Source organism: Jeotgalibacillus proteolyticus (genome assembly GCF_002926065.1).
Taxonomy (GTDB): domain Bacteria; phylum Bacillota; class Bacilli; order Bacillales; family Jeotgalibacillaceae; genus Jeotgalibacillus; species Jeotgalibacillus proteolyticus.
In genome coordinates this window covers 582,721-597,147 of the sequence record NZ_PREZ01000001.1, presented here as the reverse complement: position 1 = coordinate 597,147, position 14,427 = coordinate 582,721, and the positions used below count along the sequence as shown (strand labels likewise).

The following is a 14,427-nucleotide window of genomic DNA, read 5'->3' as shown; positions in this document are numbered from 1 at the left end:
AGGTGAATGAAGCGGGTGATGCCGCTATAGAAGGCTGAGACAACAAATGTCTCAGCCTTCTTTTATTCACTCAAGTATTTAATTATTCCCAACGATCGGCTGATCCACACCGCTTACATTATAACTCTGGTTTAAACTGAATCCACTATTATAAACATGAAAAGGACCGGTACTAAAGGATCCTGCGCCGCCGCAGTTTCTTGACGCGCTCTTTGGTGAGATAACAGCAGTATCTCCAAATTGAACTGTTCCGCCCCCGATATTCAGTATTTGTATGGGGCCTGTAAGAGAAGGCACTTTTTTCACTCCTTCTTATAAAAATTCCTGGTTTCCATGAAAGTGACGAATATGCTTAACCCGGGAAACCATTCGTATATGTTCTGAATTACCAACATGCAATACAGATGAGTTCGCCAGTCCTACCAGTCTCAATGATCCGACCGTATTGATGCTTGGCTGGCAAAGGCAGTGATCTAAAAGGTGGCGGGGAGGAGCTGGAGGCGTTGAAAAAATTTCATAGTTGGAAAATGGCGCTTCCTCTCCATAAAAAAATTCACGCTGCCTTTGCACGGCGATAACTCTTGCGTTTGAATCGACTCTGCATGTATCACCAATTTGAATGACAGCATTAGAAGCAGTTGTGGTTATATGAAGATTGCCAATCCGGGAAGACATTTAGCCCTCCGGCTGAAGCGGAACGAAGGGTCCGATAATTAATGATTCGGGAGGAGTGTCAAATGACGAATCCAACTGAATAGAACATACATCGCCAATGTGTAAAAGAGAAGACGACGAAACACTTCCGATTTGAATATGGTATATATTATTTTCCTGCTCAAACACAATCATAGCAAATTCTCTCCTTAGCCCTGCGGCTGTTTTTCACGAAGTGCCTGTAGAGCATGGGACACATCGCGTTTAAGTAAAGCAGAGAGCTGTTCCTCAGATAACGGAGCTGATCCTCTGTGATTCTGCTGCAGATAGTCGATGCGCTGGGGCACCTGCTGCATGAGCTGGTCAGTCAGCTGAGCAGGGGTGAGTGCGTTCCCCTCCGGATCATAAATCATCTCTCCCTGAGAAAAGATCAATGGAATTTGCTCAGAAATGTATTGTCTGGTGTTATCCTGAAGGGTGTTCACAGAATATAAATTAGGGATTTCAGCATTGTATTTGGCCAGATCAGATGGGGTGAGGCCAATTGATAATGTCCCTTCAAGCGTTTCTACCTTTAGTTGATCAAATTTATATTCGATTTTTTCGATATGAACGGATGAGGGAGAGGAATTTCTTTCTTCGAATCTTTGTTCCATTTGAACAAGACGATCCATACACTCCTTAAGCTGCTGCTGAAGTAACGAGATTTGATAATAAAGCTGCTGCATTTACTCAACTCCCGCGAGGATTTGATATTGGGACTGATTTGCCGGGTGGCAGTAGTGCAGGTGCAGCAGAGGTAAATTTACCTGAATTCATGAGCTCTGCAGAAGACTGGATCGTTCCGGCTGTCCCAATTTGTAGAATAGAAGAATTCGTCATACTGCCAATACGCACTGAGTTAATGGTAATTTGCTGGTGAATTGTCCAATGTGGAAGCATCAAAATAAACCTCCAGTCGGCTGATCAAATTGATCACTGTCCCAGGTATTTGTCGCTGACTGATGATTCTCTACGAAGAGACCGTTGCCTGTGTTAAAAGAGCCAGCGCCTGCAAATGTTTTTGTTGAAGAAGTTGGCTGTACAGCAAAGCAATCACCGACGTGCAAGACCGCACTAGAACCGATGCTGATGATTTGAATGGCCCCTACAATTCCTGGCATCACAAAAACATCCCTTCACGAGTTAATCCAAATGATGTTACATTATATGTGGATTGTATTGGAATGTGCAAATCGTAAAACGGAGGTATACACCAGATGAAGACCATTCAACCTTTAGATGAACCAAATAGAATTGCATCACTTGATGTAATGAGAGGATTTGCTTTGTTAGGAATTCTAATTGTAAATATGATCGCTTTTCATTCTCCTATTTATTATTATGACCCTTATACATGGTGGGGAAATTCAATTAACCGGTCAGCTTACTGGTTTATCGATGTATTTGTTCAGGCAAGCTTTTACCCATTGTTTACTATGATGTTTGGGTACGGGTTAGCTTTGCAATTTCAGCGTTCAGTGAAGAAAGGGATTGATTTTTATTCGTTTGCCCTCAAAAGGCTTGCTGTATTGCTTGGGATTGGCATTATTCATGCTTTTTTTATTTGGTCGGGAGATATATTAATCAGCTATGCAGCTGCCGGACTGATTTTAATATGGCTGCTTAAGCTGGAGGGGAAATGGCTTTTAATATTAGGGTTTATTTTATTCCTGCTCCCTCAGGCTCTTATCTCGGTCGTCTTTGTTATTGCCTCATATACAGACCCGGTTAGTGTTACATACTTCAGTGCCGTGCAGGATATTCAATCTTCCATACAAGCATACGGCAGCGGAAGCTTTTCAGAGATTTTTACCCAAAGAATGGATGACTGGCTTTATGCCAATAATCCCTCTTCCTTTATTTTACTTATGATCGCACTGCTGCCGCTTATGATGATTGGAGCCGGTATTTCAAAGCTTCAATTACTGGAAAAAGCAAAGGAAAAGAAAAAACTCTTCCTTTTAGTCATTCTGATTGCTTTTCCAATCGCTTTAGCACTTAAAACAGCTCCTTACTGGGGAGGTAAAAATATTGCTTTCACTTTCGTGCAGGACTTTCTAGGAGGTCCGTTGCTTGCCATGGTGTATATGGCGCTTATTGCTTTAATCATGATTTTGCCTGCTGCTGTAAAATGGCTGCGTCCTTTTGCTCAAACAGGCAGAATGTCGTTAACTAATTATCTTTTGCAATCTATAATAGGAACTCTTATATTTTATAGCTACGGACTCGGATTATACGGAGAAGTTACGCTGCAGGATGGGCTGTTGCTTGCAGCAGGAATTTTTATTATCCAAGTGATTCTGTCTCAGCTCTGGCTGACAAAATTCAGCAGAGGACCTCTTGAATATGTCTGGAGACGTCTATCGTATGGGAAAATTGTAAAATAAGACTACATGATTCGCAGAAAAAATGTATAATAGAAGAACAATTCAGACTTTAAGGAGTGTTCACTTAATGAAATTCTTATCTTTTCGTTTTGAAGACAAATTACTTTACGGGGTAAAGGTAAAGAGGGAAGAAGCAGCATGGAACATCGTACGCATTCACAAAGAATTGCTGCCAAATGAAAATGTGCCTGCTACTCTGATAGAAGGTATTCAAAGCGGAATGGAATTGCAGGAAACAGTAAGAAAATGTATCCGCGCAGCTGAAGAAAGCGGTTCTTCCTCAAGATATAAAGTAGCCTTTTCAGATCTGGTATGGGAAGCACCCATCCCGAGAACACCTAAAAATGTCATCTGCGTCGGAAAGAATTATCGTGAACATGCGATTGAAATGGGTTCTGAAAAAGACATTCCCGAAGAAATTGTGGTATTTACAAAAGCAGCAACCTCTATTACTGGCGACTATGCATTAGTCCCTTCCTATGAAGAGCTTACATCAGGGCTTGATTATGAAGGAGAGCTTGCTATAGTTATAGGAAAAAAGGGAAAAAATATTCCAAGACAGCAGGCATATGACTATGTTTTTGGCTACACTATTGTCAATGATGTAACGGCAAGGGACTTACAGTCGAAGCATAAGCAGTTCTTCATTGGAAAAAGCCTTGATCAAACATGTCCAATGGGCCCATATCTAGTCTCAAAGGATGAAATTCCTCAGCCGGGTAATTTAAGCATAGTAACAAAAGTAAATGATGAAATCAGACAGGATGGGAATACAAAGGATATGATTTTTTCAATCGAGGAAATCATTTCAACTTTATCAAAAGGGATGACCCTTGAGCCTGGTGATGTAATTGCCACTGGTACTCCGGCTGGCGTAGGAAAAGGTTTTAATCCACCGAAGTTTTTGAAAAAAGGAGATCGGGTTAAGGTATCAATTCAAGGCATTGGAACACTTACAAATGAAATAGGAGAATAATACGGTTCCCAGCAGATAAAAAATGATAACTGACCGTTAAGGACTGTGCAGACAAGCATCTTATGCTGAATCTGGACAGTCTTTTCACATGCTTTAATCTTATGCTGACTTAAAATTGTTACAAGTTATTCTCAAAGCTCAAGCAGGATTTAGCTAGATTTAATGGAATAATTGGTAAGGTGAAATGTTTAACAGTTTCATCCGTATATACTCCAGAAGGGACAGTACAAATTATGAAACTACAATAGTTCAGCTGGTATTAATGGCCGTGGCGGGATTTAACATGCTGTCTATCCTTATTTTAAGACACTTCTTTTTTTACGTATGTAGCAATAGTAAGTATCAGAAGTTAAATTTATTGCCGTTTTTGACCGTTTCCTTAGAAAGAAATGGTCATGCTCCTGAGAGTTGTCATGAAGCTGACAAGGTTTTTAAGGAGCCGCAAGAGGGAATATGGTAGCATAGAAGAGGAAGTAGTATCTTATTAAGGAGGTTTATTTATGTTTGAAACAACCCATCTACATATCACTACCTGGGTACTTGGTTTAGTATTATTTTTCGTGGCATATTCCCTACATAAAAAAGGAAATGAAAAAGCCAGCAAAATCTCTCATATGATTCTTCGGGTATTTTATATCCTGATCATCATTACAGGAGCGGCATTATTCTTTATCCATTCATCAATTGATGCGGCCTTGTATGGTGTTAAATTTATCCTTGGCATACTTGTTATCGGCTTTATGGAAATGGTTTTAGTCCGTTCAAAAAAAGGGAAGTCCGTCCAGGTTATGTGGATTCTATTAATCATTGCCCTGCTGGCGACACTTTATTTAGGATTCAGACTGCCTGTAGGTTTTAATTTCCTTGCTTAAGTTCATGATTGTTTGCTGAAAAGGCCGCTTCTAAGCGGCTTTTTTTCTTTTCCTTCATGAATGAATTACACTCGCGTAAACCTAGTGACTCATACCACATTGGAAATTGTGTTCATACCGACACATGTGTATAATTAAAACTAATAAGTATATGTATATGTTTTGTATAATAAATGTACATATCGCAGAATCCTTGAGGTTGAAAATGGAGGCGCATAAAAAATGGCTAAAAAAATTGCAATTATTGGAGCTGGGCCTGGAGGTCTTGCCGCAGCCATGCTGCTTGCTAGCAAAGGATATAAAATTGATGTGTACGAAAAACAAAACTTTATCGGGGGGAGAAACAGTTCTTTTAAAATGGGAGGCTACACATTTGACGTCGGACCGACCTTTCTGAGTATGCCTGAAATTGCTGAAGAGTTGTTTGAAGAAGCAAACCGGAACCTGCATGACTATATAGATTTAAAAGAGCTCCCCATGATGTATGAATTAATTTTCCCATCTAAAAAAGTAAGAATGTATAGAGATCCTGTAAAAATGAAAGATGAAATAGAACGCCACTTTCCGGGAGATAGTGCCGGATATGATGCTTTTATGGCAGATACGAGAATGAAGATGGATCGTTTACGCCCGATTTTGCAAAGCAAAATGGATCATTATTATCAATATATGAGTTTTAAAGTATTAAAGGCACTTCCGCAGCTCTCACTCGGGAAAAGCTTGTATACGGTGTTAAGCAATTACTTTCAACACGAAGAACTTAAGCTTGGATTTACCTTTCAGGCAAAATACCTGGGGATGTCTCCATGGGAGTGCCCGGGAGCATTTTCTATTCTTTCCTTCATGGAGCATGAATATGGAATCTTTCATCCGATGGGCGGTGTCAATCAGTTGTCAAAAGCAATGGCGCGTGTTGTGCATGAGTATGGAGGAAATATTCATCTAGGAAACGGTGTGAAAAAGCTTATCACAGATCAAAAGAAAAACGTCACCGGCTTCATTCTTGAGGACGGAAGAGAAGTTGAGTGTGATGAAGTGATCATTAATGGTGATTTTTCACATGTGATGTCTAATCTTCTTGATGAAGGAATTCTTAAAAAATATAGTCCTTCTAAATTGGCTAAGAAAAAATATTCCTGCTCGACCTTTATGATTTATTTAGGCGTTAACAGAGAATACAACCTTCCACACCATACAATCTGCTTTGCAGATGATTATAAAAAGAATGTTGAAGAGATTACCGGGACGGGGCTGCTGTCAGCTGATCCCTCTATTTATATCCAAAATGCTTCTGTGACGGACCCGACTCTTGCTCCTGCAGGTAAATCAGCTTTATATATTCTGGCTCCTGTACCCAATAATTTAAATGAAATTGATTGGGAGAAAAACGAAAAGACTTTTCGGGATCTGGTGCTTGAACTGGTAGAGAAGAAAACCGGCTTTAAGAATCTTCGTGACCATATTGAAGAAGAAAGAATCATTAGCCCCATCCATTGGGAGTATGACTTTTCTGTTTTTAAAGGGGCTACGTTCAGCTTAGGGCATCAATTAACTCAAATGATGGCTTTACGCCCTCATAATAAATTTGAAGAGCTAGGCAGTACCTGGCTGGTTGGCGGAGGCACACATCCTGGAAGCGGATTGCCTACCATTTTAGAGTCAGCCCGAATCACAACGGCGATGATGATGAACAATTCTCCAGGGGAATCACGACAGAAGGATCTTCTTAAAGTAGAGGATAAAGTATGATGAAAATTGCGGTAGCCGGAGGGGGAGTAGGAGGCATCCTGTCTGCTTTGCTCCTATCGAGAAAAGGGTTTGACGTAACATTATTTGAAAAAGAATCTGCTTTAGGCGGCAGGCTTTCCTTCATCGAACATGACGGATATAAACTTGATAAAGGCCCAACCATCGTCTTACTGCCGGAAATGCTTACTCAATTAATGAAGGAAGCGGGCATTGGATCCTCTGAATATGAGCTGATGCGCTGTGATCCTTTGTACGACATCCACTTTGCTAACGGTAAGCAATATACAAAATATGCTAGCATAAAAGAACAACTAACAGAAATTGACCGGATCTTTCCTGAAGATCATCAGAATTTCAAGCGTTTCATCGCAGATATGCTTATCCGTTTTACTGAAGGTAAACCCCGTTTTTTGGAACAGCCGTTTTTAAATCGATGGGGCTCGATAAATCCCGGGACGTTAAATGCCTTAAGAAAATTAAATGCATTTCGTTCAGTAAAAAAACAGCTGGATTATTATTTTATGAGTGAAGAAATGAAGACTGCATATGCTCTTCAAACTCTCTATATAGGAGGCAATCCATTTACTACTCCTGCTATTTACAGTCTCGTCTCATTCAGCGAGCATCAGCATGGCATTTATTATGTAAAAGGGGGCTATGCAAGCCTTGTAGAGGTTTTTGAAAAAGCATTGGAAAAGAATAATGTAAAGGTGCGAAAAAATGCACCTGTAGAGGAAATAAAAAGGACGAAAAAGCGCATCTCAAAAGTGGTTGTAAACGGAGAAGAAATCGAAGTGGATGCGCTAGTGTTTAATGGAGATTTTCCTGCGGTGGAAGGACTGTTGAATAAACCGAAACGTCCGTATGAGCCTTCCTCGGGATGCGTTCTTCTCTACATGGGGATTGATGGTGTATACGATGATAAAAAGACTCACCAGTTTTATATGGGGGCTAACTTCAATCAGAATATGATGGAGATCTTTAAACAGCGGACAATCCCTGAGGACCCTTCCTATTATGTATTTCATCCTTCGCTCATTGACGGCACGCTTGCACCAGAAGGGAAAGGTGTTCTTTATGTATTGATTCCTGTTCCTTCGGGGGATCATATCTACTGGGAAAAAGAGAAAAACAAACTGGCGGATAAAGTAATAGATTCCATGATTCAAAGAGGGTTTCCCGGCCTGAGAGAAAGAATGGAATGGATGAAAATCAGAACCCCAAATGAAGCGATGACAGAGGGGCTTTATGCAGGGGGAAGTTTTGGGATTTCACCAGCACTGTTTCAATCAGGTCCATTCCGCCCTCAATTTCAGCCTTACTCAGAAATTGATAATTTATATGCAGTTGGGGCATCAGTTCATCCCGGCGGAGGTATTCCGATTGTGATGCAGGGAGCCAAGCTGTTAGCAGATGGCATGGAATTGAAGTATCTTACAAGGGATGTGATACGGAAATGAATAAATTAAAGGCTTATGAAGAATGTGAAACAATCATAAAACTCCACTCTAAAACATTTCACCGGGCTTTTTCCCTGCTGCCAAGTAAACAGCGAAATGCTGTTTGGGCGATCTATGCCTTTTGCAGACAGGTCGATGATCTTGTTGATGAAAGCGATCATCCCCGTGAAGAACTGCTAAATTTCGAAAAAGAATTTCAGCTGTTTCTGGCTGGTGACGTAGATAAAGAGAATCCGAGATGGGTCGCCTTACAGGATGTATTTAACGAATATGATATGAATACAAGTGCCTTTCTAGCGATGATAAAAGGACAGAGGATGGATATCGAGGACAGGCATTATTTAACACTTGAGGATGTTCTGGACTATTCGTATCATGTGGCCAGCACAGTTGGTTTAATGCTTCTGCCGGTGCTTGCTCCGAAAAATCATCATCATCTTACTGATAGCGCGATTCAATTAGGCTATGCTATGCAGCTGACAAATATATTACGGGATATAGGGGAGGACTTGCAGCGCAATAGAGTCTATCTCCCGGCTGATCTGATGAAAAAACACAGCTATACGTACGAGCAGCTGGAAAAAGGTGATAACGGAATTGAGTTTCGTGCTTTGTGGGAAGAAGTCGCTCAGCTGGCTGAAATGTACTATGAGAGAGGATTATCAACCATACAGGATTATCCGCTTTACAGCCGTCCCCCTGTTAAAGGTGCAGCTGTTTTGTATAGAGCAATCCTGGATGAAGTGCGCAGCAACGAATACAATGTCTTTACGGTAAAGAATTTTGTTCCTACTAAAAGGAAAGAGAAAATTCTTTCAACTCATTTAGACTTTTAAAAGCAAAAAAAGATCCGGAAGGCTTACTTCCGGATCTTTTTATTGTATTGTATTAAACGGATTTTCTTGCGGCGGGCTCTTTAGAAGAGGACCCAAGCTGGTTTAAGCGTTCCACAAGATCTCCGCTGCCAGCATTGCCCGTTTGTTTTGAGCTTGAAGATGTTAAAGACTCTTTAAATTCATACGCATTTGAGCCATGTTCTGCATAATCAAGACCTGCAAGCTCTTCTTCACGTGCAACACGAATGCCGCCTGCAGATTTAAGGATAAACACAGTGACCGCTACAGCTGCAGAAGTCCACAGGATGACGGCGCCGACGCCAATTGCCTGTACGCCAAGCAATCCGAGACCGCCTCCGTAAAATGCACCATTAACAGTATCGAATAAGCCTACTGCAAGAGTACCCCAAATTCCACAAACTCCGTGAACAGCAACCGCGCCAACCGGATCATCCACTCGCAGTACAACATCGATAAAGCGGATACCCTCTACAAGAATTACCCCAGCAATTAATCCAATAATAATAGCTCCTGTTAAAGATACATTGGCTGTTCCGGCTGTGATTCCTACTAAACCGCCCAAAGCGCCATTTAATGTAATGGAAGGATCAAGCTTTTTGAATCTGATCGTCGAGTATAAAGCAGATGCTGCAACACCGCCGGAAGCAGATAGCAGGGTGGTTGAGATAACACTTGGGATCAGTGATGGATCTGCTGCAAGGGAGCTTCCTCCATTAAATCCAAACCAGCCAAACCAAAGGATAAAGACACCTAATGCACCAAGCGGAATATTATGACCCGGTATTGCATTAACTTCTTTTCCGTTATATTTTCCAATACGTGCTCCAAGGAACAGCACAACCATAAATGCTCCAACAGCTCCCGTTAAGTGAACAACTGTTGAGCCGGCAAAGTCTACAAAACCGAGTTCAGCTATCCAGCCGCCGCCCCAGACCCAGTGACCCACTACAGGATAGATAAAGCCGGTCATAACTAGAGTTATAAGCAGATAGCTGCTAAGTTTTACACGCTCAGCAACAGCACCTGATATAATAGTGGCGCATGTAGCCGCAAAAACGGCTTGGAAGACGAAGAATCCGATATCTTCAACTCCTGAAAGTGTAAATCCGGTTGTTCCAATAAAGCCGTTTGAATCACCAAACATAATGCCATAGCCTACTAAAAAGTAAACAATGGATCCGATTGAGATGGTTAAAATATTCTTCATAAGAATATTCAGTGTATTTTTTGCCCGAGTAAAGCCTGATTCTACCATGGCGAAGCCGGCATGCATGAAAAATACTAAAATAGCAGCAATCATGATCCACATTGTATCAACAGAAAGCTGAACACTTTCCGGTGTGACTGGTGCAGCAGAAACGCTCGTTGCTACTAGACTTCCAATAAGTACAATTGACCCAATTTTCTTTTTCATTATTGCACCTCCTGATGATTTTTCTCTATTTATAAAACAGCTTCTTTTCCTCGCTCGCCATTTCTGATGCGAATGACCTCGTCAATTTGAGAAATAAAGATCTTTCCGTCTCCCACATTCCCTGTTCCGCACGCTTCAATGATGGCTTCAATGATTTCGTCCACCTTATGATCGTCTGTCACCATTTCAACCTTGATACGCGAAACAAGAGGCAGCTCATAGGTAGTCCCCCGGAAAGCTCCACGCTTCCCTTTTTGATTACCGCAGCCTGCAGCTTCAAATACTGTTAGACCGCTTATTCCAATATGAACCAGTGACTCACGCAGCTCTTGAAAAACTTCAGGCCGCACAATTGCTTCGATTTTTTTCACGTCTTTCACTCCTCATGTTATATTTTCTAACGCAAAAATGATGTTAGGTTTCATAACATCAATGTAACTATGATACTAATAATATTCAGAAAATTACTAAAAAGCAACCTTTTTTATAAAAAACTTATTTTTATGTTAGAAAACTTCACACGAAAAAGGGGTTTGTTTCTCAACAAACCCCTTTACATAAACGATTGAACTTACTTTTAACTTTTTAAAATCTGTTGACGCATCCAGGTCCTTGAACGCCACCTTCTAAGCATAATAAAACCGCGTATCCATTCATCGAGTATAAAAGCGATCCACATTCCAGCTAAACCGAGACCAAAAACGATTCCAAATAAGTAAGATAAGGAAACTGCGATGCCCCATTGATAAGCAATTCCGACGTATGCCGGAAAACGCACATCTCCTGCAGCCCTTAAAGAGTTTATAAGGACGAGATTAAAGCTTCGACCCGGTTCAAGAAGGATGGTTAAATAAATAAGCACTGTACCGACAGCAATAATGTCGGGGTTATCAGTAAAAATACCGAGAAGATGACCTGAGGCAATGGAAAATAAGAGAGAGATGATAAAAGTGAGCCCCACAGCGAGCTTTAAGCTTTTGATTCCTCTTTGATAGGCGTCCTCATATTTTTCTGCTCCGACCATATGGCTGACTAAAATCTGAGTTCCCTGACTGATCGCTATTGAAAATAAAAAGATAAACATCATTAGATTTATGGCATAAACTCTTGTGGTCAGCGCTTCTGTCCCCAGTACAGCAATAAAAGCCATTATGACTAGCTGGGAAGCATTATACGAAAGCTGCTCACCAGCTGAAGGGATACCGATTTTCAATAAGTTTTTCAGATGCGTAATAGGTAAAGAAAACAATTGTCCGAAGGGAAGAGAGGAAGGGACCCTTTTAAGTAAAAGAACTAAAATAACAGCTAAACCAATGATTCGGGCTGCAACTGTAGCGTAGGCCACCCCTTCAACCCCGAGAATCGGAACTCCAACTGGTCCGAAAATGAAAAGATAGTTGCCGATAACGTTAATGATATTCATACCTAATGTGACGTACATGGCATCCTTTGTAAAACCATAGCTTCTTAAGACTGCTCCAGCTGTCATAATCAGTGCCTGGACAAAGGAAAGACCGCCTACCACCTTTAAATAAAACAAGGCTTCCCCGACAAGCTCATCGGGTATATCCATCAGCTGCAGTATCTGATCATCAAAGATAAAAATCAGGACACTGAGCACGAGGCCAAAAACAAGATTGGCTGCAAGTGAAACAACAGAGATCTCTGCAGCTTTTCTTTCACTGGCTGCGCCAATATATTGTGCAACTAGAATAGAGGTGCCAGCTGCGATAAAGCCAAACATAATTATAATTAATGATAATAGCTGATTTGAAACCCCTACCGCCGCCACGCTGCTGTCTGAATGTTGACTGAGCATTAATGTATCAGCATTACCCATCAGCATATGCAGCGCAATTTCAATAAAAATTGGCCAGGTCAAGGCGAAAAGTGTAAGTTTTGTTGTTTTTTTCACTTGCGTTCTCCTAACTGTCATAAGAATGGGACTGTTCAATTAGTTAATTGACAGTCCCGGTAATTTAATGTGTTAGTTTTATAAGCTTTGCTTCATGAGGTTCCAAAGTAATTTTTCCATTTTTCCACTTGATCTTTTGGTCTGTCAGTAAATCGTCTACACTTGAAGGAGTGGAGTCAAATAGCAGCTTAACCTTATCTTTTTTATCAGAAGTATTGAATAAAACGATGATGGATTCCGTATCGTTAGAATGAACATAACCGAAGCTTTTATCGCTTAATTCAGGAGACAAAAAGATAAAACTGCCTTCATTTGCGAGTAATGGCTCTTTCTTTCTTAGAGAAATGAGTGTTTTTACAAAATCCCGGAGATCAGTATCCTGGTTATGCTCCTCCCATTCCATACACTTTCTGCACCCCGGGTCCTGTTCCCCTGTTAAGCCGATTTCATCCCCGTAATAAATGGATGGTGTTCCGTAATAAGTAAGAAGGAGGGTAAAGACCTGCTTTAAGCTTTGTTTATCATTGCCGCATTCAGTAAGAATTCTCGGAGTATCATGGCTTCCAACCAAATTGAAGGTCACCAAATTTATATTCTTTGGATACATATGCTGAACCTTCGTCATGTTTTCCACAAATTGCTTTGGTGTAATTTCTTTTTTTGCAAAAAGAAGCAGAACATTATTCGTGAAGGGATAATTCATCACTGCATCAAACTGATCACCTTTTAGCCATGGTATGGCATCATGCCAGATCTCTCCCAGAATATACAGGTCCGGGTTGATTGCTTTAACCTCTTTTCTGAATTCTCTCCAAAACGATTGATCTACTTCGTTTGCAACATCAAGACGCCAGGCGTCAATATCAAATTCACGTGCCCAATAGCGGCCAACCTCTAATAAGTAATTTTTAACTTCAGGATTCTCTGTGTTGAATTTCGGCATCTTGTATTCGAACCCGAACGTATCATAATTCGGCTTTGGCCTTGTTTCAACGGGATACTCCCAGAGGTGGAACCATTCATTGTATTTTGATCCCTTTCCACGCTTCAGCACGTCCTGAAACGGAGGGAAGTAAAAGCCACCGTGATTAAATACAGCATCCAGCATCACACGGATTCCCCTGTTTTTACATTCAGCTATTAGCTTCTTTAAGAGTTCTTTATCTCCAAAGTGCTCATCGATCTCGAAATAGTCGATTGTATCATATTTATGATTTGAAGTTGCCTTAAAAATAGGGGTGAAATAAATGCCTGAAATTCCGAGATCCTCTAAATAGTCCAGATGATCAATCACACCCTGCAGATCCCCTCCGAAGAAGTTGTTTACCTTCGGTTCCTCACTGCCCCATGGAACGGTGCTCTCCGGGTTAAGGGAGGGATCCCCATTTGCAAAACGTTCAGGAAATATTTGATACCAGACTGTATTCTTAACCCATTCCGGCGCAGTGAAGATATCCGCTTTATTCAGGTAAGGGAAACAGAAGTAATCACCTATGTCTTCAGGTGGATCATTTCTGAACCCTTTTTCTCCATAGAAAACGCTTTCTTTCTTATTAAATAGGTTAAAGCCGTAACGAAGCCTTCTCAGCTCAGGGGTCACGTTTGCAATCCAATAATCAAACAGTTCATCCCGTCCGCTTATTGTCATGGAAACGGTTGTGAAGTTCCATCTGCTGCCTTTCCAGTCGTAGGGATCCCCAATTAATAGTTCAACTTTTTCCACATCATTTTTTTTCGTCTTTAAAAGAATTTGCAGCTCCTTTGAATTAATTGCGTAGGCATCAATGCGGTTAGCCCGGTGCTGGACGGCTTCTCTTATCATCAAATCAGCTCCTATGTAGTGAATTGAATGGAGGGGTTCTCCAATCTAATTGCCTATAAGAGTATTGGATAGATTAGGGGATGTCAATTTACAAGCAGAAAAAAGATCAGACGTTAATAAGGAACAGGATGAAAAAACAGGTGAAAGAATCTGGCGAAATAGTTTTGTTAAAAAATAGCGAAAAAAGTATTGTAATATTTTAAAAGTTAATTATAATAAAGTAGAGGTTGTGCAATCGGTTTCACAAGTCTTTATGTAAGCGTTTTAAATGTTATAGGG

16 protein-coding genes are annotated in these 14,427 nt (G+C 40.8%); 6 read left to right on the top strand and 10 right to left on the bottom strand.

All coding sequences use genetic code 11. From position 1 onward, the window contains the following. Window positions 1-78: 78 nt before the first annotated feature. The 6 genes from C4B60_RS03075 to C4B60_RS03050 are packed head-to-tail and all read right to left on the bottom strand — an operon-like array spanning window position 79 to window position 1,817. Window positions 79-297 (bottom strand): spore germination protein, encoded by a 219-nt coding sequence (locus tag C4B60_RS03075; RefSeq protein WP_104056523.1) that lies wholly within the window; start codon window positions 295-297, stop codon window positions 79-81. Between the two features lie 15 nt (window positions 298-312). Next, the gene (locus C4B60_RS03070) at window positions 313-675 is read right to left on the bottom strand and encodes a spore germination protein GerPE (RefSeq protein ID WP_104056522.1); all 363 of its coding nucleotides are present in this window, start codon (window positions 673-675) and stop codon (window positions 313-315) included. After that, window positions 676-849, bottom strand: coding sequence for a spore gernimation protein GerPD (locus tag C4B60_RS03065; protein ID WP_104056521.1), 174 nt, complete (start codon window positions 847-849; stop codon window positions 676-678). It lies immediately after the preceding gene. A 14-nt stretch (window positions 850-863) separates the two neighbouring features. Continuing rightward, window positions 864-1,382 carry a spore germination protein GerPC gene (gene gerPC / locus C4B60_RS03060; RefSeq protein ID WP_104056520.1) on the bottom strand — a complete coding sequence of 173 codons (519 nt, stop codon included), beginning with the start codon at window positions 1,380-1,382 and terminating at the stop codon, window positions 864-866. Between the two features lie 4 nt (window positions 1,383-1,386). After that, window positions 1,387-1,596: a spore germination protein GerPB gene (locus C4B60_RS03055; RefSeq protein WP_104056519.1), complete on the bottom strand. Its 210-nt coding sequence runs from the start codon at window positions 1,594-1,596 to the stop codon at window positions 1,387-1,389. Then, window positions 1,596-1,817: a spore germination protein gene (locus tag C4B60_RS03050; protein WP_104056518.1), complete on the bottom strand. Its 222-nt coding sequence runs from the start codon at window positions 1,815-1,817 to the stop codon at window positions 1,596-1,598. The genes C4B60_RS03055 and C4B60_RS03050 overlap by 1 nt, the downstream gene beginning before the upstream one ends. A gap of 96 nt (window positions 1,818-1,913) precedes the next feature. On the opposite strand from C4B60_RS03050, the gene C4B60_RS03045 reads away from it, so the two are divergent. The 6 genes from C4B60_RS03045 (at window position 1,914) to C4B60_RS03020 (ending at window position 8,976) form a co-directional block, all read left to right on the top strand. Further along, window positions 1,914-3,083 (top strand): DUF418 domain-containing protein, encoded by a 1,170-nt coding sequence (locus C4B60_RS03045; RefSeq protein ID WP_104056517.1) that lies wholly within the window; start codon window positions 1,914-1,916, stop codon window positions 3,081-3,083. A gap of 67 nt (window positions 3,084-3,150) precedes the next feature. Further along, window positions 3,151-4,059 carry a fumarylacetoacetate hydrolase family protein gene (locus C4B60_RS03040; protein WP_104056516.1) on the top strand — a complete coding sequence of 303 codons (909 nt, stop codon included), beginning with the start codon at window positions 3,151-3,153 and terminating at the stop codon, window positions 4,057-4,059. A 500-nt stretch (window positions 4,060-4,559) separates the two neighbouring features. Then, complete coding sequence (locus C4B60_RS03035) at window positions 4,560-4,931, top strand: YisL family protein (protein ID WP_104056515.1); 372 nt, start codon at window positions 4,560-4,562, stop codon at window positions 4,929-4,931. Between the two features lie 222 nt (window positions 4,932-5,153). After that, window positions 5,154-6,680, top strand: a complete 1,527-nt coding sequence (locus C4B60_RS03030; protein ID WP_104056514.1) for a phytoene desaturase family protein — start codon at window positions 5,154-5,156, stop codon at window positions 6,678-6,680. Next, a complete protein-coding gene (locus C4B60_RS03025) occupies window positions 6,680-8,140 on the top strand; it encodes a phytoene desaturase family protein (protein WP_104056653.1) in 1,461 nt (486 codons plus the stop codon). Before C4B60_RS03030 ends, C4B60_RS03025 begins: the two co-directional genes overlap by 1 nt. Further along, window positions 8,137-8,976 carry a phytoene/squalene synthase family protein gene (locus C4B60_RS03020; RefSeq protein ID WP_104056513.1) on the top strand — a complete coding sequence of 280 codons (840 nt, stop codon included), beginning with the start codon at window positions 8,137-8,139 and terminating at the stop codon, window positions 8,974-8,976. The genes C4B60_RS03025 and C4B60_RS03020 overlap by 4 nt, the downstream gene beginning before the upstream one ends. 52 nt (window positions 8,977-9,028) lie before the next feature. On the opposite strand, the gene C4B60_RS03015 is transcribed toward C4B60_RS03020, so the two are convergent. From C4B60_RS03015 to C4B60_RS03000, 4 genes are all read right to left on the bottom strand, one after another. After that, on the bottom strand, window positions 9,029-10,411 hold the full coding sequence (locus C4B60_RS03015) for an ammonium transporter (protein ID WP_104056512.1): 1,383 nt from the start codon (window positions 10,409-10,411) through the stop codon (window positions 9,029-9,031). A 29-nt stretch (window positions 10,412-10,440) separates the two neighbouring features. After that, a complete protein-coding gene (locus C4B60_RS03010) occupies window positions 10,441-10,782 on the bottom strand; it encodes a P-II family nitrogen regulator (protein ID WP_104056511.1) in 342 nt (113 codons plus the stop codon). A 206-nt stretch (window positions 10,783-10,988) separates the two neighbouring features. Then, window positions 10,989-12,347 (bottom strand): MATE family efflux transporter, encoded by a 1,359-nt coding sequence (locus C4B60_RS03005; RefSeq protein ID WP_104056510.1) that lies wholly within the window; start codon window positions 12,345-12,347, stop codon window positions 10,989-10,991. A 43-nt stretch (window positions 12,348-12,390) separates the two neighbouring features. Further along, a complete protein-coding gene (locus tag C4B60_RS03000) occupies window positions 12,391-14,148 on the bottom strand; it encodes a glycoside hydrolase family 13 protein (RefSeq protein ID WP_104056509.1) in 1,758 nt (585 codons plus the stop codon). Between the last annotated feature and the right edge of the window lie 279 nt (window positions 14,149-14,427).

Excerpts from the sequence above, each read along its gene's own strand:
- C4B60_RS03025 (WP_104056653.1), top strand. The coding sequence starts at position 6,680 with ATGAAAATTGCGGTAGCCGGAGGGGGAGTAGGAGGCATCCTGTCTGCT.
- C4B60_RS03040 (WP_104056516.1), top strand. The coding sequence starts at position 3,151 with ATGAAATTCTTATCTTTTCGTTTTGAAGACAAATTACTTTACGGGGTA.
- C4B60_RS03015 (WP_104056512.1), bottom strand. The coding sequence starts at position 10,411 with ATGAAAAAGAAAATTGGGTCAATTGTACTTATTGGAAGTCTAGTAGCA.
- gerPC (WP_104056520.1), bottom strand. The coding sequence starts at position 1,382 with ATGCAGCAGCTTTATTATCAAATCTCGTTACTTCAGCAGCAGCTTAAG.
- C4B60_RS03005 (WP_104056510.1), bottom strand. The coding sequence starts at position 12,347 with ATGACAGTTAGGAGAACGCAAGTGAAAAAAACAACAAAACTTACACTT.
- C4B60_RS03065 (WP_104056521.1), bottom strand. The coding sequence starts at position 849 with ATGATTGTGTTTGAGCAGGAAAATAATATATACCATATTCAAATCGGA.
- C4B60_RS03070 (WP_104056522.1), bottom strand. The coding sequence starts at position 675 with ATGTCTTCCCGGATTGGCAATCTTCATATAACCACAACTGCTTCTAAT.
- C4B60_RS03035 (WP_104056515.1), top strand. The coding sequence starts at position 4,560 with ATGTTTGAAACAACCCATCTACATATCACTACCTGGGTACTTGGTTTA.
- C4B60_RS03030 (WP_104056514.1), top strand. The coding sequence starts at position 5,154 with ATGGCTAAAAAAATTGCAATTATTGGAGCTGGGCCTGGAGGTCTTGCC.
- C4B60_RS03045 (WP_104056517.1), top strand. The coding sequence starts at position 1,914 with ATGAAGACCATTCAACCTTTAGATGAACCAAATAGAATTGCATCACTT.
- C4B60_RS03000 (WP_104056509.1), bottom strand. The coding sequence starts at position 14,148 with ATGATAAGAGAAGCCGTCCAGCACCGGGCTAACCGCATTGATGCCTAC.
- C4B60_RS03055 (WP_104056519.1), bottom strand. The coding sequence starts at position 1,596 with ATGCTTCCACATTGGACAATTCACCAGCAAATTACCATTAACTCAGTG.
- C4B60_RS03020 (WP_104056513.1), top strand. The coding sequence starts at position 8,137 with ATGAATAAATTAAAGGCTTATGAAGAATGTGAAACAATCATAAAACTC.
- C4B60_RS03050 (WP_104056518.1), bottom strand. The coding sequence starts at position 1,817 with ATGCCAGGAATTGTAGGGGCCATTCAAATCATCAGCATCGGTTCTAGT.